The organism is Pseudomonas sp. SO81 (assembly GCF_030374125.1).
GTDB lineage: Bacteria > Pseudomonadota > Gammaproteobacteria > Pseudomonadales > Pseudomonadaceae > Aquipseudomonas.
On sequence record NZ_CP126126.1, the window covers coordinates 467,577 to 486,445 of the forward strand.

The 18,869-nt window shown below is 66.1% G+C and carries 18 protein-coding genes; 15 read left to right on the forward strand and 3 right to left on the reverse strand.

Annotated elements, in window-relative coordinates; all coding sequences use genetic code 11:
* Positions 1 to 4 precede the first annotated feature (4 nt).
* The 13 genes from ccoN (OH686_RS02140) to hemN all read left to right on the forward strand — a co-directional run bounded on the left by ccoN (OH686_RS02140) (position 5) and on the right by hemN (position 13,476).
* Positions 5 to 1,444: a cytochrome-c oxidase, cbb3-type subunit I gene (gene ccoN, locus OH686_RS02140; RefSeq protein WP_289535970.1), complete on the forward strand. Its 1,440-nt coding sequence runs from the start codon at positions 5 to 7 to the stop codon at positions 1,442 to 1,444.
* Entirely contained in the window at positions 1,444 to 2,058 is a 615-nt protein-coding gene (ccoO, locus tag OH686_RS02145; RefSeq protein ID WP_289535971.1) for a cytochrome-c oxidase, cbb3-type subunit II, read from the forward strand. Before ccoN (OH686_RS02140) ends, ccoO (OH686_RS02145) begins: the two co-directional genes overlap by 1 nt.
* 6 nt (positions 2,059 to 2,064) lie before the next feature.
* Positions 2,065 to 3,015, forward strand: coding sequence for a cytochrome-c oxidase, cbb3-type subunit III (gene ccoP, locus OH686_RS02150; protein ID WP_289535972.1), 951 nt, complete (start codon positions 2,065 to 2,067; stop codon positions 3,013 to 3,015).
* Between the two features lie 340 nt (positions 3,016 to 3,355).
* Entirely contained in the window at positions 3,356 to 4,798 is a 1,443-nt protein-coding gene (ccoN, locus tag OH686_RS02155) for a cytochrome-c oxidase, cbb3-type subunit I (protein ID WP_289535973.1), read from the forward strand.
* On the forward strand, positions 4,798 to 5,415 hold the full coding sequence (ccoO, locus tag OH686_RS02160; RefSeq protein ID WP_289535974.1) for a cytochrome-c oxidase, cbb3-type subunit II: 618 nt from the start codon (positions 4,798 to 4,800) through the stop codon (positions 5,413 to 5,415). Before ccoN (OH686_RS02155) ends, ccoO (OH686_RS02160) begins: the two co-directional genes overlap by 1 nt.
* Positions 5,416 to 5,421: 6 nt before the next feature.
* Positions 5,422 to 5,607 (forward strand): cbb3-type cytochrome oxidase subunit 3, encoded by a 186-nt coding sequence (locus OH686_RS02165; protein WP_137972948.1) that lies wholly within the window; start codon positions 5,422 to 5,424, stop codon positions 5,605 to 5,607.
* On the forward strand, positions 5,604 to 6,581 hold the full coding sequence (ccoP, locus tag OH686_RS02170) for a cytochrome-c oxidase, cbb3-type subunit III (protein ID WP_289535975.1): 978 nt from the start codon (positions 5,604 to 5,606) through the stop codon (positions 6,579 to 6,581). The genes OH686_RS02165 and ccoP (OH686_RS02170) overlap by 4 nt, the downstream gene beginning before the upstream one ends.
* 133 nt (positions 6,582 to 6,714) lie before the next feature.
* The gene (ccoG, locus tag OH686_RS02175; RefSeq protein ID WP_289535976.1) at positions 6,715 to 8,130 is read left to right on the forward strand and encodes a cytochrome c oxidase accessory protein CcoG; all 1,416 of its coding nucleotides are present in this window, start codon (positions 6,715 to 6,717) and stop codon (positions 8,128 to 8,130) included.
* A gap of 14 nt (positions 8,131 to 8,144) precedes the next feature.
* Entirely contained in the window at positions 8,145 to 8,648 is a 504-nt protein-coding gene (locus OH686_RS02180; RefSeq protein WP_289535977.1) for a FixH family protein, read from the forward strand.
* 13 nt (positions 8,649 to 8,661) lie between these two features.
* Positions 8,662 to 11,067 carry a heavy metal translocating P-type ATPase gene (locus tag OH686_RS02185; RefSeq protein WP_289535978.1) on the forward strand — a complete coding sequence of 802 codons (2,406 nt, stop codon included), beginning with the start codon at positions 8,662 to 8,664 and terminating at the stop codon, positions 11,065 to 11,067.
* Between the two features lie 46 nt (positions 11,068 to 11,113).
* Complete coding sequence (gene ccoS, locus OH686_RS02190) at positions 11,114 to 11,320, forward strand: cbb3-type cytochrome oxidase assembly protein CcoS (RefSeq protein ID WP_279866503.1); 207 nt, start codon at positions 11,114 to 11,116, stop codon at positions 11,318 to 11,320.
* Positions 11,313 to 11,996 carry a sulfite exporter TauE/SafE family protein gene (locus tag OH686_RS02195; RefSeq protein WP_289535979.1) on the forward strand — a complete coding sequence of 228 codons (684 nt, stop codon included), beginning with the start codon at positions 11,313 to 11,315 and terminating at the stop codon, positions 11,994 to 11,996. The genes ccoS and OH686_RS02195 overlap by 8 nt, the downstream gene beginning before the upstream one ends.
* Before the next feature lie 97 nt (positions 11,997 to 12,093).
* Positions 12,094 to 13,476, forward strand: coding sequence for an oxygen-independent coproporphyrinogen III oxidase (gene hemN, locus OH686_RS02200; RefSeq protein WP_289535980.1), 1,383 nt, complete (start codon positions 12,094 to 12,096; stop codon positions 13,474 to 13,476).
* Between the two features lie 84 nt (positions 13,477 to 13,560).
* On the opposite strand, the gene OH686_RS02205 is transcribed toward hemN, so the two are convergent.
* Positions 13,561 to 14,025 carry a hypothetical protein gene (locus OH686_RS02205; protein WP_289535981.1) on the reverse strand — a complete coding sequence of 155 codons (465 nt, stop codon included), beginning with the start codon at positions 14,023 to 14,025 and terminating at the stop codon, positions 13,561 to 13,563.
* Positions 14,026 to 14,207: 182 nt separating this feature from the next.
* On the opposite strand from OH686_RS02205, the gene fnr reads away from it, so the two are divergent.
* Both fnr and OH686_RS02215 read left to right on the forward strand, forming a co-directional pair.
* Entirely contained in the window at positions 14,208 to 14,942 is a 735-nt protein-coding gene (gene fnr, locus OH686_RS02210) for a fumarate/nitrate reduction transcriptional regulator Fnr (protein ID WP_137972940.1), read from the forward strand.
* 154 nt (positions 14,943 to 15,096) lie between these two features.
* A complete protein-coding gene (locus OH686_RS02215) occupies positions 15,097 to 15,645 on the forward strand; it encodes an adenine phosphoribosyltransferase (RefSeq protein ID WP_192398385.1) in 549 nt (182 codons plus the stop codon).
* Between the two features lie 78 nt (positions 15,646 to 15,723).
* Here the strand turns inward: OH686_RS02215 and OH686_RS02220 are convergent, their stop codons facing one another.
* Entirely contained in the window at positions 15,724 to 18,498 is a 2,775-nt protein-coding gene (locus OH686_RS02220) for an HAD family hydrolase (protein ID WP_289535982.1), read from the reverse strand.
* 34 nt (positions 18,499 to 18,532) lie between these two features.
* Entirely contained in the window at positions 18,533 to 18,832 is a 300-nt protein-coding gene (locus OH686_RS02225) for a hypothetical protein (RefSeq protein WP_289535983.1), read from the reverse strand.
* Positions 18,833 to 18,869 lie beyond the last annotated feature (37 nt).

The window sequence follows — 18,869 nt, forward strand, 5'->3', positions numbered from 1 at the left end:
ACACATGAACACAACCAGCAGCACCGCCTACAACTATAAGGTGGTCCGCCAGTTCGCCATTATGACGGTGGTTTGGGGCATAGTCGGGATGGGGCTCGGCGTGTTCATCGCCGCCCAGCTGGCCTGGCCCGAACTGAACTTCAACCTGCCGTGGACCAGCTTCGGCCGGCTGCGCCCTCTGCACACCAATGCGGTGATCTTCGCCTTCGGTGGCTGCGCCCTGTTCGCCACCAGCTACTACTCGCTACAGCGCACCTGCCAGACCCGCCTGATCTCCGACACGCTCGCCGCCTTCACCTTCTGGGGCTGGCAGCTGGTGATCGTCCTGGCCGCGACCAGCCTGCCGCTGGGCTGGACCAGCTCCAAGGAATACGCCGAGCTGGAATGGCCGATCGACATCCTGATCACCATCGTCTGGGTCGCCTACGCCCTGGTGTTCTTCGGCACTCTGCTCAAGCGCCGGACCAAGCACATCTATGTGGGCAACTGGTTCTTCGGCGGCTTCATCCTCACCGTGGCGATCCTGCACATCGTCAACAACCTGGAGCTGCCGGTCAGCCTGACCAAGTCGTACTCGCTGTATGCCGGCGCCACCGACGCAATGGTCCAGTGGTGGTACGGCCACAACGCCGTGGGCTTCTTCCTCACCGCCGGCTTCCTGGGGATGATGTATTACTTCGTGCCCAAGCAGGCCGAGCGCCCGGTGTACTCCTATCGCCTGTCCATCGTGCACTTCTGGGCGCTGATCACCCTGTACATCTGGGCCGGTCCGCACCACCTGCACTACACCGCGCTGCCGGACTGGGCTCAATCGCTCGGCATGGTCATGTCCCTAGTCCTCCTGGCTCCGTCCTGGGGCGGCATGATCAACGGCATGATGACCCTCTCGGGCGCCTGGCATAAGTTGCGCACCGACCCGATCCTGCGCTTCCTGGTGGTGTCCCTGGCCTTCTACGGCATGTCGACCTTCGAAGGCCCGATGATGGCGATCAAGACCGTCAACGCCCTGTCCCACTACACCGACTGGACCATCGGCCACGTACACGCCGGGGCCCTGGGCTGGGTGGCGATGATCTCCATCGGCTCGCTGTACCACCTGATCCCGAAAGTGTTCGGTCGCGAACAGATGCACAGCCTGCCGCTGATCAACTCGCACTTCTGGCTCGCCACCATCGGTACCGTGCTGTACATCGCCTCCATGTGGGTCAACGGCATTACCCAGGGCCTGATGTGGCGCGCGGTGAACGACGACGGCACCCTCACCTACTCCTTCGTCGAGGCGCTCGAGGCCAGCCACCCGGGCTTCGTGATCCGTGTCGCCGGTGGCGCCATCTTCCTGCTCGGCATGCTGCTGATGGCCTGGAACACCTGGCTGACCGTGCGCGCCGCCAAGCCGGCCGAATACGACGCCGAAGCCCTGATCCCCGTGGAGGTCGCCCACTGATGAGCAGCAAGCACGAAATACTCGAGAAGAACGTCGGCCTGCTGGCGCTATTCATGGTCCTGGCGGTAAGCATCGGCGGCCTGACCCAGATCGTCCCGCTGTTCTTCCAGGACGTGGTCAACCAGCCGGTCAAGGGCATGCAGCCCTATACCGCACTGCAACTCGAAGGTCGCGACATCTATATCCGCGAGGGCTGCGTCGGCTGCCACTCGCAGATGATCCGCCCGTTCCGCGCCGAGACCGAGCGCTACGGCCACTATTCCGTGGCAGGCGAGAGCGTCTGGGACCACCCGTTCCTATGGGGCTCCAAGCGTACGGGGCCGGACCTGGCCCGCGTCGGCGGCCGCTACTCGGACGATTGGCACCGTGCGCACCTGTACAACCCGCGCAACGTGGTACCGGAATCGAAGATGCCGGCCTATCCGTGGCTGGTCGAGAACAAGCTCGACGGCAAGGACAGCGGCGCCAAGATGCAGGCCCTGCGTACCCTCGGCGTGCCCTACAGCGACGCAGACATCGCCGGCGCCCAGGCGGCGGTGAAGGACAAGAGCGAGATGGAAGCGCTGGTCGCCTACCTGCAGGTGCTCGGCACCAGCCTGAAGAACAAGAGGTAATCGGACATGACCACTTTCTGGAGCTGGTACATCACCCTGCTCACCCTGGGCAGCCTGATCGCCCTGCTGTGGCTGCTGTTCGCCACCCGCAAGGGCCAGCGCCCCGGCACCACCGAAGAGACCCTCGGCCACGCCTTCGACGGCATCGAGGAATATGACAACCCGCTGCCCAAGTGGTGGTTCATGCTGTTCCTCGGCACGCTGATCTTCGCCGGCGCCTACCTGCTGCTCTACCCGGGTCTGGGCAACTTCGCCGGCAAGCTGCCGGGTTACGAAGGCGGCTGGACCCAGGTCAAGCAGTGGCAGCGCGAGATGGACAAGGCCGACAAGGAATACGGCCCGATCTACGCCAGCTACGCCAAGCTGCCGGTAGAAGCGGTGGCCCGGGACGAGCGCGCACTGAAGATGGGCGGCCGCCTGTTCGCCTCCAACTGCTCAGTGTGCCACGGCTCCGATGCCAAGGGCGCCTATGGCTTCCCCAACCTGACCGACAAGGAATGGCGCTGGGGCGGCGACGCGCAGGCGATCAAACAGACCATCGCCGGCGGCCGCAGCGGCATGATGCCTGCGCAAGCCGCGATGATCGGCGAGGACGGCGTACGCAACGTCGCCGCCTACGTGCTCACCGAGCTGGCCGGACGCAAGCTGCCGGAAGGCGAGACTGCGGACATCGGCGCTGGCCAGAAGATCTTCGCCGGCACCTGCTTCGCATGCCACGGCGCGGACGGCAAGGGTACGCCGAGCATGGGTGCACCGAATCTGACCAACCCCAGCGCCTTCATCTATGGCAGCAGCTTCGCCCAGCTGCAGCAGACCATCCGCTACGGCCGCAGCGGCCACATGCCGGCGCAGCTGTCGTATGTGGGCAGCGAAGACAAGGTCCACCTGCTGGCCGCCTACGTCTACAGCCTGTCGCAGAAGCCGGCAGCGGTGGAAGCGACCCTCGCCAACGAATGATCCTCCCTCCACGGGCGCCGCTCGGCGCCCGCGACCTTCTGCTAATGCGACCCGATGTCGCACCCGGCCGACCGCTGACCTGCCGCTTCGCCTGAGCTGGGCTAAGCTGCCCACAGTCGCATTCGGCGACACTTTCCGCCTCTTGTTGCTTTCGTCGCATCCAGCTCGATACATCGCGGACGTCGAAAATGAGTCTCAACAAAGCCCTCGCGACAGCCTCGAAAACCCAGCGGCAGCCCGATTTCAATGGGGTGCGGCGTTGCAATGGGTACCTCATTTCTCCATACTTGCCGCCGATTTTTTACCCCTAAGAAACTCCATTAACCGTGGTACCCCTAGCATGAGCACAGCAACAAGTCAGACTGCTTATAACTACAAGGTGGTCCGCCAGTTCGCCGTTATGACGGTAATCTGGGGGGTCATCGGGATGGGTCTCGGAGTGTTCATCGCCGCACAGCTCGTGTGGCCGGAACTCAACCTGAACCTGCCGTGGACCAGCTTCGGCCGTCTGCGCCCGCTGCACACCAACGCGGTGATCTTCGCGTTTGGCGGTTGCGCCCTGTTCGCCACGTCCTACTACGTGGTTCAGCGCACCTGCCAGGCCCGCCTGATCTCCGACAGTCTGGCCGCCTTCACCTTCTGGGGTTGGCAAGCCGTGATCGTGCTGGCCGTGATCACCCTGCCGCTGGGCTACACCTCCTCCAAGGAGTACGCCGAGCTGGAGTGGCCGATCGACATCCTCCTGGGTGTGGTCTGGATCACCTACTGCGCGGTGTTCTTCGGCACCATCATCAAGCGCAAGACCAAGCACATCTATGTAGGCAACTGGTTCTTCGGTGCCTTCATCCTGGTCACCGCCATGCTGCACATCGTCAACAGCATGGAAATGCCGGTCACCCTGTTCAAGTCCTACTCGGTCTACGCAGGCGCCACCGACGCGATGGTCCAGTGGTGGTACGGCCACAACGCCGTGGGCTTCTTCCTGACCACCGGCTTCCTGGGGATGATGTACTACTTCGTGCCCAAGCAGGCCGAGCGTCCGATCTACTCCTATCGCCTGTCCATCGTGCACTTCTGGGCGCTGATCACCCTGTACATCTGGGCCGGTCCGCACCACCTGCACTACACCGCCCTGCCGGATTGGGCCCAGTCCCTCGGCATGGCCATGTCCGTCATCCTCCTGGCTCCGAGCTGGGGCGGCATGATCAACGGCATGATGAGCCTGTCCGGCGCCTGGCATAAGCTGCGCAGCGACCCCATCCTGCGCTTCCTGGTGGTCTCCCTGGCGTTCTACGGCATGTCGACCTTCGAAGGCCCGATGATGGCCATCAAGACCGTCAACGCCTTGTCCCACTACACCGACTGGACCATCGGCCACGTACACGCCGGCGCCCTCGGCTGGGTAGCGATGATCTCCATCGGCTCGCTGTACCACCTGATCCCAAAAGTGTTCGGTCGTGAGCAGATGCACAGCATCGCCCTGATCAACGCGCACTTCTGGCTGGCCACCATCGGTACCGTGCTGTACATCGCCTCCATGTGGGTCAACGGCATCACCCAGGGCCTGATGTGGCGCGCTGTCCACGAAGACGGCACGCTGATGTACTCCTTCGTCGAAGCCCTGGAAGCCAGCCACGAAGGCTTCATGGTTCGCGCTCTCGGCGGTGCCTTCTTCGTTACCGGCATGCTGCTGATGGCCTACAACACCTGGCGTACCGTGCGTGCCGCTGACAAGAGCAAGTACGACGAAGCCGCCCTGATTCCTGCTGAGGTTGCGCACTGATGGCCGGTAGCAAACACGAGATATTCGAGAAGAACATCGGCCTGCTGGCCATCGGCATGGTCCTGGCCGTGAGCATCGGTGGTCTGACCCAGATCGTTCCGCTGTTCTTCCAGGACGTCACCAACACCCCGGTGGAAGGCATGAAGCCGCGCACCGCCCTGGAGCTGGAAGGTCGTGACATCTATATTCGCGAAGGCTGCGTCGGCTGCCACTCGCAGATGATCCGTCCGTTCCGCGCCGAGACCGAGCGCTACGGCCACTACTCCGTGGCCGGCGAAAGCGTCTGGGACCACCCGTTCCTGTGGGGCTCCAAGCGTACCGGTCCGGACCTGGCCCGCGTCGGCGGCCGCTACTCCGATGACTGGCACCGTGCGCACCTGTACAACCCGCGCAACGTGGTACCGGAATCGAAGATGCCGGCCTATCCGTGGCTGGTCGAGAACAAGCTCGACGGCAAGGACACCGGCGCCAAGATGGAAGCCCTGCGCTCCCTCGGCGTGCCTTACACCGACGAAGACATCGCCGGTGCTCGTGAAGCCGTCAAAGGCAAGACCGAGATGGACGCCATCGTGGCCTTCCTGCAAGGCCTGGGCACCTCTATCAAGAACAAACGGTAACGCGTGATGGATATCGGGATGATTCGCGGCATCGGCACAGCAGTGGTGTTCATCGCCTTCATCGGCGTGGTGCTCTGGGCCTACAGCAGCAGACGCAAGAGCAGCTTCGACGAGGCGGCCAACCTGCCGTTCGCCGACGACGTCCCGGCCAAAAAGCGTGACGAGCAAGATTCTGGGAGCAATAAAGAATGACTTTGTTCTGGAGTATTTACGTCAGCGTACTGAGCCTCGGCACCATCGTGGCTCTAACTGCGCTGATCTTCGGTATTCGCAAGGGCCAACGCCCCGAGACCACCGAAGACACCGTCGGCCATGCCTTCGACGGTATCGAGGAATTCGATAACCCGCTGCCGAAGTGGTGGTTCATGCTGTTCATCGGCACCATCATCTTCGCCCTCGGCTACCTGGTCCTGTACCCGGGCCTGGGCAACTGGAAAGGCGTGCTGCCGGGCTACAACGAAGCCGGCGACGGCAAGCCCTTCGCCAACGGCGAATCCGGCTGGACCGGCGTGCACCAGTGGGAAAAGGAAATGGTCCGCGCCGACAAGGAGTACGCGCCGATCTACGCCAAGTTCGCCAGCCTGCCGATTGAGGAAGTGGCCAAGGACGAACAAGCCCTGAAAATGGGTGGCCGTCTGTTCGCCTCCAACTGCTCCGTGTGCCACGGCTCCGATGCCAAGGGCGCCTACGGCTTCCCCAACCTGACCGACAACGAGTGGCGCTGGGGCGGCAAGCCGGAAGACATCAAGCAGACCATCATCGGTGGCCGCCACGGCCAGATGCCGGCCCAGGCGCCGACCATCGGCGAGGAAGGCGTGCGTAACGTCGCCGCCTATGTGCTGACCGAACTTGGCGGACGCAAGCTGCCGGAAGGTGTTACCGCCGACGTCGCCGCCGGCAAGCAGGTGTTCGAGAGCGTCTGCTTCGCCTGCCACACCAAGGAAGGCACCGGTACCCCGAGCATGGGCGCCCCGAACCTGACCAACCCGAGCGCCTTCATCTACGGCAGCAGCTACGCCCAGCTGCAGCAGACCATCCGTTACGGCCGCAGCGGCAACATGCCTGCGCAGCTGCCGTACGTGGGTAGCGAAGACAAGGTGCACCTGCTGGCCGCCTACGTGTACAGCCTGTCGCACGGCAAGGCCGACGTAGCAGTCGAGAAGTAAGCGTCACCCGCCCGGGACGCGACCGCCGGTCGCACCCGGGCATCGCTCGATCAGGCGTACCATAGTGCCGTGAAATCCTGACTCCTTCGGCAAGTATCGGCGGAGCACTCACCCAAGCCGTGGTACGCAACTGATGAGCGAACAGATTCCCGTCCGAAACATCACCCCTCCCCCGGCCAAGGGCGGCGAAACCGTCGACCTCTACGCCAGCCGCGAAAAGATCTATACCCGCGCCTTCACCGGCCTGTTCCGCAACCTGCGTCTGAGCGGCGGAGCCTTCCTCTTCCTGCTCTACTTCGGCACCGTCTGGCTGAACTGGAACGACCGTCAGGCCGTCTGGTGGAACCTGCCGGAGCGCAAATTCTTCATCTTCGGCGCCACCTTCTGGCCCCAGGACTTCATCCTGCTGTCGGCGCTGCTGATCATCGCCGCCTTCGGTCTGTTCTTCATCACCGTGTTCGCCGGCCGCGTCTGGTGTGGCTACACCTGCCCGCAGAGCGTGTGGACCTGGATCTTCATGTGGTGCGAGAAGATCACCGAAGGCGACCGTAACCAGCGCATGAAGCTGGACAAGCAGCCGATGAGCACCGAGAAATTCGCGCGCAAGGCGGCCAAGCACAGCCTGTGGATCCTCATCGGCCTGGTCACCGGTCTGACCTTCGTAGGCTACTTCTCGCCGATCCGCGAGCTGATCCCCAACCTGCTCACTGGCGCCGCCGATGGCTGGGCCTACTTCTGGGTCGGCTTCTTCACCCTGGCCACCTACGGCAACGCCGGCTGGCTGCGCGAGCAGGTGTGCATCTATATGTGCCCCTATGCGCGCTTCCAGAGCGTGATGTTCGACCAGGACACCCTGATCGTCTCCTACGACCCGCGCCGCGGCGAACACCGTGGCCCGCGCAAGAAGAACGCCGACTACAAGGCCGAGGGCCTGGGCGACTGCATCGACTGCACCATGTGCGTCCAGGTCTGCCCGACCGGCATCGACATCCGTGACGGCCTGCAGGTCGAATGCATCGGCTGCGCCGCGTGCATCGACGCCTGCGACAGCATCATGGACAAGATGGGCTACCCCAAGGGCCTGATCAGCTACACAACCGAACACAATCTATCCGGGCAGAAGACCCAACTGCTGCGCCCGCGCCTGATAGGCTACGCCGTCGTGCTGCTGGCCATGATGAGCCTGTTCGCCTGGGCCATCGCCAGCCGCTCGCTGGTGGAGGTGGACGTGCTCAAGGACCGCGTGCTGTTCCGCGAGAACGAACAGGGCCACATCGAGAACGTCTACACCGTGAAGCTGATGAACAAGGCCCAGCGCGACCTGACCTACCTGATCTCCGTCGAAGGCATCGACGGCCTCACGTACGAAGGCCGCAGCGAGATCAAGGCCGCCGCCGGCGAGGTGCTGTCGATTCCGGTGGAACTGTCCATCGAGCCGGAGAAGCTGCCTTCCAGCGCCAATGAAATTCTGTTCAAGGTTCAGGCCTTGGAAGATCCAACCATCGAGAGCGACGCCGACAGCCGATTCATCGGCCCCAGCGTGCGCTGAACACAGGTCATTCCATGTCGTCGCCACAAACTCCGGTCAACCCCTGGTACAAAGAGCCCTGGGTCTGGTTCATCCTCGGCATCCTCGGCATGGCCGTGGTGCTGGGCACCAGCATGCTGGTGATCGCCACCAAGAACCCGCCGGGCCTGCTGTCGGACAACTACTACGACGTCGGCAAAGGCATCAACACCTCGCTGGAGCGCGAGGAGCTGGCCCAGCGCCTGAAGCTCAAGGCCACCCTCACCCTGGACAACGAGCGCGGCAGCGTCAGCCTGCAGCTGGAGGGTTACAGCAACCCGCCGCAGCTGGTGCTCAACCTGATCTCGCCGACCCAGCCGGAGCGCGACCGCCGCGTGGTGCTGCAGGCCCAGCCCGACGGCAGCTATGCCGGCAACCTGCTGGACGCCGTCGAGGGCCGCCGCTTCATCGAGCTGATCGGCCAGGAAGGCGGCAAGGACTGGCGCCTGTTCGAGGAAGAGAAGCTGGTCAGCGGCCAGCGCTTCCAGCTCGGCGAGTGATGCCCCAGCCCGCATGAGCAGCCCCCTTCCCTGCTACCACTGCGGCCTGCCGGTTCCCCCTTGCAGCCGCTTCGAGGCCCGCGTCCTGGATCAGCCGCGGGCCTTCTGCTGCCCGGGCTGCCAGGCCGTGGCCGAGGCCATCGTCGCCGGCGGGCTGGACAACTACTATCGCCACCGCAGCGACAGCGCGGTCAACCCGCAGAGCCTGCCCAAGGCCCTGCCGGACGAGCTGGCGCTGTACGACCGCGACGAGGTGCAGCAAGGCTTCGTCCAGCACCAGGGCGAACTCAGCGAGACCAGCCTGCTGATCGAAGGCATCAGCTGCGCCGCTTGCGGCTGGCTGATCGAGAAGCACCTGCGCGGCCTTCCTGGCGTTGCCGAGGCCAACCTCAACCTGTCCAACCAGCGCCTGCAGGTGCGCTGGGCCGACAGTCAGGTGCCGCTCAGCCAGTTGCTCGCCGAGCTGCGCCGTATCGGCTACGCCGGCCACCCCTGGCAGGCGGACGAGGCCAGCGAGCGTCTGGCCGCGGAGAACCGCAAGGCCATGCGCCAGATCGGCATCGCCGGCCTACTGTGGATGCAGGTGATGATGGCGGCCATGGCCACCTGGCCGGAGTTCAACGTCGACCTCTCGCCGGAGCTGGACAAGATTCTGCGCTGGACCAGCCTGTTCCTCACCACCCCCATCGTCTTCTACTGCTGCGGCCAGTTCTTCCGCGGCGCCCTGCGCGACCTGCGCACCCGCCACCTGACCATGGACGTGTCGGTGTCGCTGGCCATCGGCGGCGCGTACGTGGCCGGTATCTGGTCCACCGTCACCGGTGTCGGCGAGCTGTATTTCGACGCAGTGGGCATGTTCGCCCTGTTCCTCCTCGCCGGCCGTTACCTGGAACGGCGCGCCCGCGAACGCACAGCGGCGGCCACCGCGCAGTTGGTCAGCCTGCTGCCGCCGTCCTGCCTGCGCCTGGACGACAGCGGCCAGAGCCAGCGCATCCTGTTGCGCGAACTGGCCATCGGCGACCGCGTACTGGTGCCGCCCGGCGCCCAGCTGCCGGCGGACGGACGCATCGTCAGCGGCCAGTCCAGCGTCGACGAGTCCCTGCTTACCGGCGAATACCTGCCGCTGGCTCGTGGCGAGGGCGATGCCGTCACCGCCGGCACGCTGAACGTCGAAGGCCCGCTGACCGTGCAGGTCGAGGCCCTGGGCAGCGACACCCGCCTGTCCGCCATCGTCCGCCTGCTAGAGCGCGCCCAGGCCGACAAGCCACCGATGGCCGAGATGGCCGACCGCGTGGCCCAGTGGTTCCTGCTCATCGTGCTCGGCCTGGCCGCCGTGGTCGGCCTGATCTGGTGGCAGATCGACAGCGAACGCGCCTTCTGGATCGTGCTGTCGCTGCTGGTCGCCACCTGCCCCTGCGCCCTGTCGCTGGCCACCCCCACCGCCCTGACCACCGCCACCGGCAGCCTGCACAAGCTCGGCCTGCTGCTGACACGCGGCCATGTGCTGGAAGGCCTGAAGCAGATCGACACGGTGATCTTCGACAAGACCGGCACCCTCAGCGAGGGCCGCCTGACCCTGGAACGCATCGAGACCCTGCGCGAGCTGGACGCCGACGCCTGCCTGGCCCTGGCCGCCGCCCTCGAACACGGCTCCGAACACCCCATCGCCCGCGCCTTCGGTCATAGCAACCACGGCGCCGAGCAACTGGCCAGCGAACCCGGTCAGGGCCTGCAGGGCGTGGTCGACGGCCGCCGTCTGCGTATCGGCCAGCCGGCCTATGTGGCGGCACTGGCCGGCCGCGCGGCACCGGCAATTCCCGGCGAACACGGCCAGTGGCTGCTGCTCGGCGACGAGCGCGGCCCGCTGGCCTGGTTCGTCCTCGGCGATCGCCTGCGCGAGGACGCGCCCGAGCTGCTCGCCGCCTGCAGCGCCCAGGGCTGGCGGATCATCCTGCTGTCCGGCGACAGCTCGCCGATGGTCGGCGAAGTGGCGCGCCAGCTGGGCATCGAAGACGCCCGTGGCGGTCTCACCCCGGATGCCAAGCTGGCGGTACTCGAAGAGCTGCACGCCCAGGGCCGCCGCGTGCTGATGCTGGGCGACGGGGTCAACGACGTGCCGGTGCTGGCCGGGGCCGACATCAGCGTGGCCATGGGCAGCGCCACCGACCTGGCCAAGACCAGCGCCGACGCCGTGCTGCTGTCCAACCGCCTCGGCAGCCTGGTGCAGGCCTTCGCCCTGGCCCGCCGCACGCGGCGCATCATCATCGAGAACCTGGCCTGGGCGACTCTGTACAATGGCCTGGTGCTGCCGTTTGCCGCCCTCGGCTGGGTCACTCCGCTGTGGGCCGCGCTCGGTATGTCGGCGAGCTCCTTGCTGGTGGTGTTGAACGCCCTGCGCCTGGCTCGCGTGAAACCCTGATATCGGCCGCCGCGACCTGCGCCTCGCCCGTGAACCCGGAGCTCCCATGTCCGCCATCTACATCCTGATTCCGATTGCCGTGGTCCTGGTCGGCTTCGCCATCTGGCTGTTCGTCTGGGCGGTGGACAACGGCCAGTACGACGACCTGGACAGCCCCGCCCACAGCATCCTGTTCGACGACGAAGACCCGCAGCACAAGGCCGCCATCGCTGAGGCCGACAAGGCCGAAGACAAGGACGAGCCACGTGCCTGAGCTGGCGCCGCTGCTGGTTTCCGCGCTGATCCTCGGCCTGCTCGGCGGCGGCCATTGCCTGGGCATGTGCGGCGGCCTGATGGGCGCGCTGACCCTGGCCATCCCGCCGGAACAACGCGCCCGCCGCTTCCATCTGCTGCTGGCCTACAACCTCGGCCGCATCCTCAGCTACGCCACCGCCGGCCTGCTGATCGGCCTGGCCGGCTGGGCCGTGGCCAGCAGCCCGGCGGCCATGGTGCTGCGGGTGATCGCCGGCCTGCTGCTGATCGCCATGGGCCTGTACCTGGCCGGCTGGTGGAGCGGCCTCACCCGCATCGAGGCCGTCGGCCGTCACCTCTGGCGCCACCTGCAGCCCATCGCCAGCCGCCTGATGCCGGTCAGCAGCCTGCCTCGTGCCCTGCTGCTCGGCGCCGTGTGGGGCTGGCTGCCCTGCGGCCTGGTCTACAGCACGCTGCTGTGGGCCTCCAGCCAGGGCTCACCGACGGACAGCGCGCTGCTGATGCTGGCCTTCGGCCTGGGCACCATGCCGGTGCTGCTGGCCACCGGGATGGCCGCCGAGCGCCTGACCGCCCTGCTGCGCCGGCGTGGCGTGCGCATGGCCGGCGGCCTGCTGGTGATCCTGTTCGGCCTGTGGACCCTGCCGGGCCCGCACCAGCACTGGCTGATGGGGCACTGAGCAAGCGCTGCGCTAACATGCGGCAGCCTGACCCAGGTCAAGAAGCGCCCCCACGCAATCCCTAGACTGGCCCCATCGCCAATCCAGGGATATCTCCATGCTCGACGCCATCCGCTGGGACGCCGACCTGATCCGCCGCCACGACCGGCCAGGCCCGCGCTACACCTCCTACCCCACCGCCGTGCAGTTCCACGGCGAGGTCGGCTCCTTCGACCTGCTGCACGCCCTGCGCGACAGCCGCAAGGCGCGGCGGCCGCTGTCGCTCTACGTGCACGTGCCGTTCTGCGCCAACATCTGCTACTACTGCGCCTGCAACAAGGTGATCACCAAGGATCGCGGCCGCGCCCTGCCATACCTGGAGCGCCTGGAGCAGGAGATCGAACTGATCTCGCGGCATCTGGACCAGCGCCAGGTGGTCGAGCAGCTGCACTTCGGCGGCGGCACCCCGACCTTCCTCAGCCATGACGAGCTGCGCCGGCTGATGGAGCACATCCGCAAGCACTTCACCCTGCTGGACGACGACAGCGGCGACTACGGCATCGAGATCGACCCGCGCGAGGCGGACTGGTCGACCATGGGCCTGCTCCGCGAACTGGGCTTCAACCGCGTCAGCCTCGGCGTGCAGGACCTCGACCCGGACGTGCAGCGCGCCATCAACCGCCTGCAGACCCTGGAACAGACCCGCGCCATCGTCGATGCGGCGCACGCCCTGCAATTTCGCTCGGTGAACATCGACCTGATCTACGGCCTGCCGCGGCAGACTCCGGAGAGCTTTGCCCGCACGGTAGCCGAGGTGATCGCCCTGCAGCCGGACCGGCTTTCGGTATTCAACTACGCGCACCTGCCGGAGCGCTTTATGCCGCAAAGGCGAATCCAGGAAGATGAGCTGCCCAGCCCCACGCAGAAACTGGAGATGCTGCAGCGCAGCATCGAGCAGCTCACCGCCGCCGGCTACCGCTATATCGGCATGGACCACTTCGCCCTGCCCGACGACGAGCTGGCCATGGCCCAGGAGGACGGCACCCTGCAGCGCAACTTCCAGGGCTACACCACCCACGGTCACTGCGACCTGATCGGCCTGGGCGTATCCGCCATCAGCCAGGTCGGCGACCTGTACAGCCAGAACAGCAGCGACCTGGCCAACTACCAGCAGAGTCTGGGCAATAGCCAGCTGGCCACCCAGCGCGGCCTGCACTGCAACGACGACGATCGCATCCGCCGCGCCGTGATCCAGGCGCTGATCTGTCAGTTCCAGCTGAATTTCCGTGATATCGAGGAGCGCTTCGCCATCGATTTTCGCAGCTATTTCTCGGCCATCTGGCCGCAGCTGCAGCAGCTGGCCCGCGACGGCCTGATCGAGTTGAGCGAGCACGGCATCGACGTGCGCCCGGCCGGCCGCCTGCTGGTACGTTCGCTGTGCATGCTGTTCGACCACTACCTGGAGCAGCAGAACCAGCAACGCTTCTCGCGGGTGATTTGAAATCCAATCCAGCGCCACGCGGCGGACTGTCTGCGCCCTCCGTGCGGCCTTACCAGAGCGGCCGGACTACATGTTCGCGGGCAGTCAGGCCATCGCCAGGCTGGCCGCCTGCATCCGCTGGTCGTCGCTCAGGCGCTTGTCCTTGAGCGCGTCCACCAGGCTGGCCTGGGCGGTGCTGAGGGCGCCCTGCAGCGAGGCCAGTTCGCCACGCAACATGTCCAGGCGCATCTGCTTGGCTTCCGGGTCCATCTCTGAATCGGCCATCAGCGCCTGCAACTCGGCCTGCTTTTCGGCGATCTGCTGGCGCAGCTCGCGGATCATCTTGAGGATTTCCTTGATGTTGTCCGGCAGGTCGGCCTCGTCGATATCGTTGCTCTTCGCCGCGGCGGCGCGCACCTTGCCCAGTTCGGACAGGGTTACCCGCAGGCCGTCACGCATTTCTTCCTCGCTAGCCTCCTCGCTGGCCACCTCGCCGTCGGCCCGCGCCGCCTGGCGCTGCACGCCGAGCGACAGGCGCTCGACCAGGCCATTCATGTCTACCCTGAGCATGGAGTTCCCCTCGACGCACTCTTTCACCGGGCTATCGGGAGGCGACGAAAAAACTTGAGCAAGCGGTCAGCCATGTTTCACCATCGTACCTATTCCCCCACCGACCTTGGTCGGCCTGGCCCGTGCGTGGCCCCATGGGTTAACCTTTGTCTTTGTGTGTGATCTCCAGTCAGGGAACTCCGATGTCAGAAACCATCAAGGTACACAGCCCCCACCAGGCCCACTGCAAGGACTGCAGTCTGGCCGCGCTGTGCCTGCCGCTGTCGCTGAACCTGGAGGACATGGACTCCCTGGACCGCATCGTCAAACGCGGGCGGCCGCTGAAGAAGGGTGAGTTCCTGTTCCGCCAGGGCGATACCTTCGATTCGGTGTTCGCCGTACGCGCAGGCGCCCTGAAGACCTTCACCCTGAGCGACTCGGGCGAGGAGCAGATCACCGGCTTCCACCTGCCCAGCGAGCTGGTCGGCCTGTCCGGCGTGGATACCGAGGTCTACCCGGTGTCGGCCCAGGCCCTGGAAACCACCTCGGTGTGCGAGATTCCCTTCGAGCGCCTGGACGAGCTGTCCGTGCAACTGCCGCAGCTGCGCCGCCAGTTGATGCGGGTGATGAGCCGCGAGATCCGCGACGACCAGCAGATGATGCTGCTGCTCTCCAAGAAGACCGCCGACGAACGCATCGCCACCTTCCTGGTCAACCTCTCCGCCCGCTTCCGCGCCCGCGGCTTCTCGGCCAACCAGTTCCGCCTGGCCATGTCGCGCAACGAAGTGGGCAACTACCTGGGCCTGGCCGTGGAAACCGTGTCGCGGGTGTTCACCCGCTTCCAGCAGAACGGCCTGATCAACGCCGAAGGCAAGGAAGTACAGATCCTCGACCCCATCGAGCTGTGCGCCTTGGCCGGCGGCAATATGCCTGACTGAGAACCTGCTCAAAGCCTGCTGCGCGTCGGCCCTGCCGCGTTAAAAGCAGGCTCGGAATGCTCATTTACAACTCGTAAACTCCGCTTCCTCGCCTGCTTTTGCCTTGCATGGCTCTAGCTCGCGAGGCTTTGAACAGATTCTTCAGGAGCGCGAAATGATCTTCGACGAATTCGCCATCAAATCGCTGATCCGCCCGGTGCCGGACTTCCCCAAGCCCGGCGTGGTGTTCCGCGACATCACCCCGCTGTTCCAGTCGCCACGCGCCCTGCGCATGGTGGTGGACAGTTTCATCCAGCGCTACGTCGAGACCGAGTTCAGCCATATCGCGGCGATGGACGCGCGCGGCTTCCTGTTCGGCTCGATCATGGCCTACGAGCTGAACAAGCCGCTGATCCTGTTCCGCAAGCAGGGCAAGCTGCCGGCCGAGGTGCTCGCCGAGAGCTACCAGACCGAATACGGCGAGGCTCTGCTGGAAGTACACGCCGACAGTCTGTGCGAAGGCGACCGGGTGCTGATCTTCGATGACCTGATCGCCACCGGTGGCACCCTGCTAGCCGCCGCGCGCCTGGTCAAACGCCTCGGCGCCCAGGTGCACGAGGCCGCGGCGATCATCGACCTGCCGGAGCTGGGTGGCTCGCGCAAGCTGCAGGACATCGGCATCCCCACCTTCACCCTGACCGCCTTCGAGCTCGGCGAGCGCTGAGCCCAGAGCGCGCGGGTTCACCCGCCCTACGCTGAGGATGGGCTGCGTAGGGCGGGTGAAACCCGCGTATATGGCACATCAGTGCACATTGATGCGCAGCGCCACCCCGCCCACCACCTTGCCATTCTCGCGCTGCAGCAGATCGACGATAAAGCTGCTGCCACGCTTGGCCTGCGCCGGCACCGTCACGCGCAGGCCGATCTGCTGCGCCTGCAGCGGCTCCAGGCGCACCGGCAGGCGCGCCGTCGTGCCCTGAGCGAAGGGCAATTCCAGTGCCGCGGAAAAACTCTCCGCCAGCCGCGCCGGCTGTGCACTGGTCAATAGCTCCAGGCGGTCGGCACTGGCCAGCGGCTGGCAGGCGGCGCAGTCCAGATGCGCGCTCTTGTCCAGCGCCAGCGGTTGCGCCGAGGGCAGCACCAGAGCGCCGGCGCGCAACTTGGGCGGTACGCTGCCTTTATCCAGCAGCAGACTGGCCTGCAGATCATCCAACCCCTTGGGCCGCCGCAGCTCGAACTCCACGGTGCGTGCCAGGCGCGGGCGCAGGCTCACCGCCAGCACCGGCAGCACTATCCAGGCGTTGGGCTTGAGGTCGACCACGCTGAGGTTCTTCTGCGCCAGGTTGTTCTGCTGCCACACGTGGCGGCCGGCCTGGGGATGATCGAAGCGGGTGAACAGCGCCGCCAGCAGGCACGGATGGCTGCCCGGCGCCGGTACCGCGCTGCGCGGCAGGCGCGCCTTGAGGATGCGCGACTCGCCCGGTCCCAGCTCGAAATCCGCCGCCGCCGTGACGGCCGGCAGGAAATCCGCCGGGTAGACGAACTGGCTGCCGGCGTACTGCTTGATGTTGAAGCTGAGCAGGAAGTGCCGCGCCGTGGCCGTGCTACTGCGGTTACGCACTCGCGCGTGGATCCAGTTGTCCTGGCCGTATTCCAGGTTCTGGTGCTGCAGGCCGTCGTCGTCGCGGTTGCGCACCCACAGGTCCGGTGAATCCCAGAAGCGCCCGGCCCAGTCGTCCGCACCGGGATCGCCAGTGTCGTCGCGCAGCCACAGATCGGGCTGCGGAGACGGATCGCCCAGGCCATAGACGAAGCGCTGGAAGGCATCCACACAACTCGGATTGCCACCACGGGCCAGGAGGAAGCACTCCAGCTCCTCGGTCTTCACCGGGCGCGGGTAGCGCGCCAGATAGAAGTCCTTCATCAGCGCGTTCAGCGGCGCCACCCCGAGCAGCGCGGCCATGCCCTTCCAGAAACGCTCGCCGGAGCCGTAGGACGAACCATGGGTGACGCGCACCCAGGGGTTGCGCGAGCACAGGGCCAGCGGCGCATCGGCGAAGTTGAACGGCAGCGAGCCCGCCGCGCCGTTGTCGTGGTAGGTGGTCCAGGCCTCGTCGAACCAGGCATCGGGCTGGCTGGCCGGTTTCAATCCGCGTGCCCACCAGCTGTGGAAGGTCTCGTGACGCAGCGCTCCGGTGCCGGTGGTGGTGCCGCCCTCGTACTCCATGCCGCCCTGGTGGATGAAGGCGGTGAAACGGCTGCCGTGGATATAGCGCCCCGAGCTGTTCTCGTTGTCGGCGAGAAAGCCGGCGATGGCGCTGGCCTGAGTCGCCAGGTTGGCGGGGTTGCTGGTCAGCTTCCAGGCGGTGATCGCCACGTTGCTGCCCGACACCGGTAGCACGGTGTTCAGCGTGCTGCTCTGCAGGCTGTCGGCGGCGCGCAGCTCCAGCAGCGGCGACAGCGCGGTGAAGCGCGCCGGGAAGTCGAGGCGCCAGTGGTTGCTACCCAGCACGCTGACGCTGCCATTGCTGATCGGCGTATGCGCCACGGCCGTGCCGGTCAGGCGCAGCTGCAGGCTCAGCTCAAACTGGTCGAAGACCAGGTTGGCCGGCACGAAGGCCTCCAGGTAACGACCGGGGCCCAGGTCGGTGAAGCCGAAGTTGAAGGCCAGCCGCGGCCCCGCGCTCCACACGATCTGCGGCTGGTAGGAGCCGGCCGTCGAGGCCTGCGGAATGCCCACCGAATAGGTCAGGCGCAGGCTATGCTCGCTGCCTGCTTCCAGGCTGCGCGCCAGCACCCGCAGGTTGGCGTGGCTGCCACCGCCGAAGTCGTGGTGCGCCACGTCGGCCGGCGGCACCACGGCGCCATCCAGCCACACGCCGGTGACGCTCTGACGCAGATCGAAGATCGGGCAGCCGGCATGGCGGCCGAGGCGGAATACCAGGGTCGCGTCGCCGCTGACCTGCTGGCTGGCAGCGTCGAACAGCAGGCTGGCGTCGATGCTGCGGATGTCGACGGGCACCGCCCACAGGCCGTCGACCAGCTTGGGCGGCGGTGCCAGGTCCAGCGTGGTGCCGGCCAGATCGGCCAGGGCCGGCAGCTGCGTCAGCAGGCCACTCAGGCCCACCGCACACTCGCCGTCCGCGCCCACGCAGGCGCCGCCATTGCGCTTGAGAATGCTGCGCCAGCCATAACCGCGCGCCGCCTGCACATGGGCCAGCTCCTCGCTGACGAAGATCGCCCGCGCGCTGGCCGCAGCGTGCCCGGCCTTGCCCAGGGCCAGGTCGAAGATCGGCTGGTTGGGCTTGCCGACATTGCCCGGCACCTCGCTGGAAATGGTCACCAGCGCCGCCTCGATGTAACGCGACAGATGCAGGCCATCGAGAATCGCCTGCACCGTGGCCAGCGTGGTCCCGGCGGCCTGGTTGGACAGCAGGCCAAGGCGGTAGCCGCGGTTCTTCAGTATCTGCAGGCAGTCCAGGGTATCGGCGTAGCGCAGGCGCACGCCGCCCGGGCCGGTGTAGGTCAGGGTGTCGCCCAGGTCGAAGAAGACCGTGGCGGGACAGACGCCGGACATGTTCGTCCTCCTGACGGAGGTCGGGCGTCTCGCGCTAACTGCTGCGCCTGTAGCTGAAGCTACAGCCCGACGGGTCCGTGAAAGTCAGTGTGCCGTCGATGAGGCTGTAGGCGTAGGTCACCACTTCGTCGTTGGCGGTGGACAAGGCCACCTGCCCCGGCGCCGCTACCCGCCAGCGACCTTGGTCCCACCAGGTGAAGCCGCCGGCCGGTTCGGTGCTGCCGAAGTACAGGCCGCCGTCCTCGAAGCGCAGGTGCGCGGCATAGCCGGCGGCACAGGGCGCCTGTTCAGACATGCGCCAGGTGCCCGGCAATCTGGGATCGAGCTCTGCCATCAGACTCTCCTTGTGCGAGATGCGGGGCCGAGGCCCC

Excerpts from the sequence above, each read along its gene's own strand:
- ccoP (WP_289535975.1), top strand. The coding sequence starts at position 5,604 with ATGACTTTGTTCTGGAGTATTTACGTCAGCGTACTGAGCCTCGGCACC.
- OH686_RS02225 (WP_289535983.1), bottom strand. The coding sequence starts at position 18,832 with ATGGCAGAGCTCGATCCCAGATTGCCGGGCACCTGGCGCATGTCTGAA.
- OH686_RS02220 (WP_289535982.1), bottom strand. The coding sequence starts at position 18,498 with ATGTCCGGCGTCTGTCCCGCCACGGTCTTCTTCGACCTGGGCGACACC.
- OH686_RS02215 (WP_192398385.1), top strand. The coding sequence starts at position 15,097 with ATGATCTTCGACGAATTCGCCATCAAATCGCTGATCCGCCCGGTGCCG.
- fnr (WP_137972940.1), top strand. The coding sequence starts at position 14,208 with ATGTCAGAAACCATCAAGGTACACAGCCCCCACCAGGCCCACTGCAAG.
- ccoP (WP_289535972.1), top strand. The coding sequence starts at position 2,065 with ATGACCACTTTCTGGAGCTGGTACATCACCCTGCTCACCCTGGGCAGC.
- hemN (WP_289535980.1), top strand. The coding sequence starts at position 12,094 with ATGCTCGACGCCATCCGCTGGGACGCCGACCTGATCCGCCGCCACGAC.
- ccoN (WP_289535973.1), top strand. The coding sequence starts at position 3,356 with ATGAGCACAGCAACAAGTCAGACTGCTTATAACTACAAGGTGGTCCGC.
- OH686_RS02185 (WP_289535978.1), top strand. The coding sequence starts at position 8,662 with ATGAGCAGCCCCCTTCCCTGCTACCACTGCGGCCTGCCGGTTCCCCCT.
- OH686_RS02165 (WP_137972948.1), top strand. The coding sequence starts at position 5,422 with ATGGATATCGGGATGATTCGCGGCATCGGCACAGCAGTGGTGTTCATC.
- ccoO (WP_289535974.1), top strand. The coding sequence starts at position 4,798 with ATGGCCGGTAGCAAACACGAGATATTCGAGAAGAACATCGGCCTGCTG.
- ccoN (WP_289535970.1), top strand. The coding sequence starts at position 5 with ATGAACACAACCAGCAGCACCGCCTACAACTATAAGGTGGTCCGCCAG.
- ccoS (WP_279866503.1), top strand. The coding sequence starts at position 11,114 with ATGTCCGCCATCTACATCCTGATTCCGATTGCCGTGGTCCTGGTCGGC.
- OH686_RS02205 (WP_289535981.1), bottom strand. The coding sequence starts at position 14,025 with ATGCTCAGGGTAGACATGAATGGCCTGGTCGAGCGCCTGTCGCTCGGC.
- ccoG (WP_289535976.1), top strand. The coding sequence starts at position 6,715 with ATGAGCGAACAGATTCCCGTCCGAAACATCACCCCTCCCCCGGCCAAG.
- OH686_RS02180 (WP_289535977.1), top strand. The coding sequence starts at position 8,145 with ATGTCGTCGCCACAAACTCCGGTCAACCCCTGGTACAAAGAGCCCTGG.
- ccoO (WP_289535971.1), top strand. The coding sequence starts at position 1,444 with ATGAGCAGCAAGCACGAAATACTCGAGAAGAACGTCGGCCTGCTGGCG.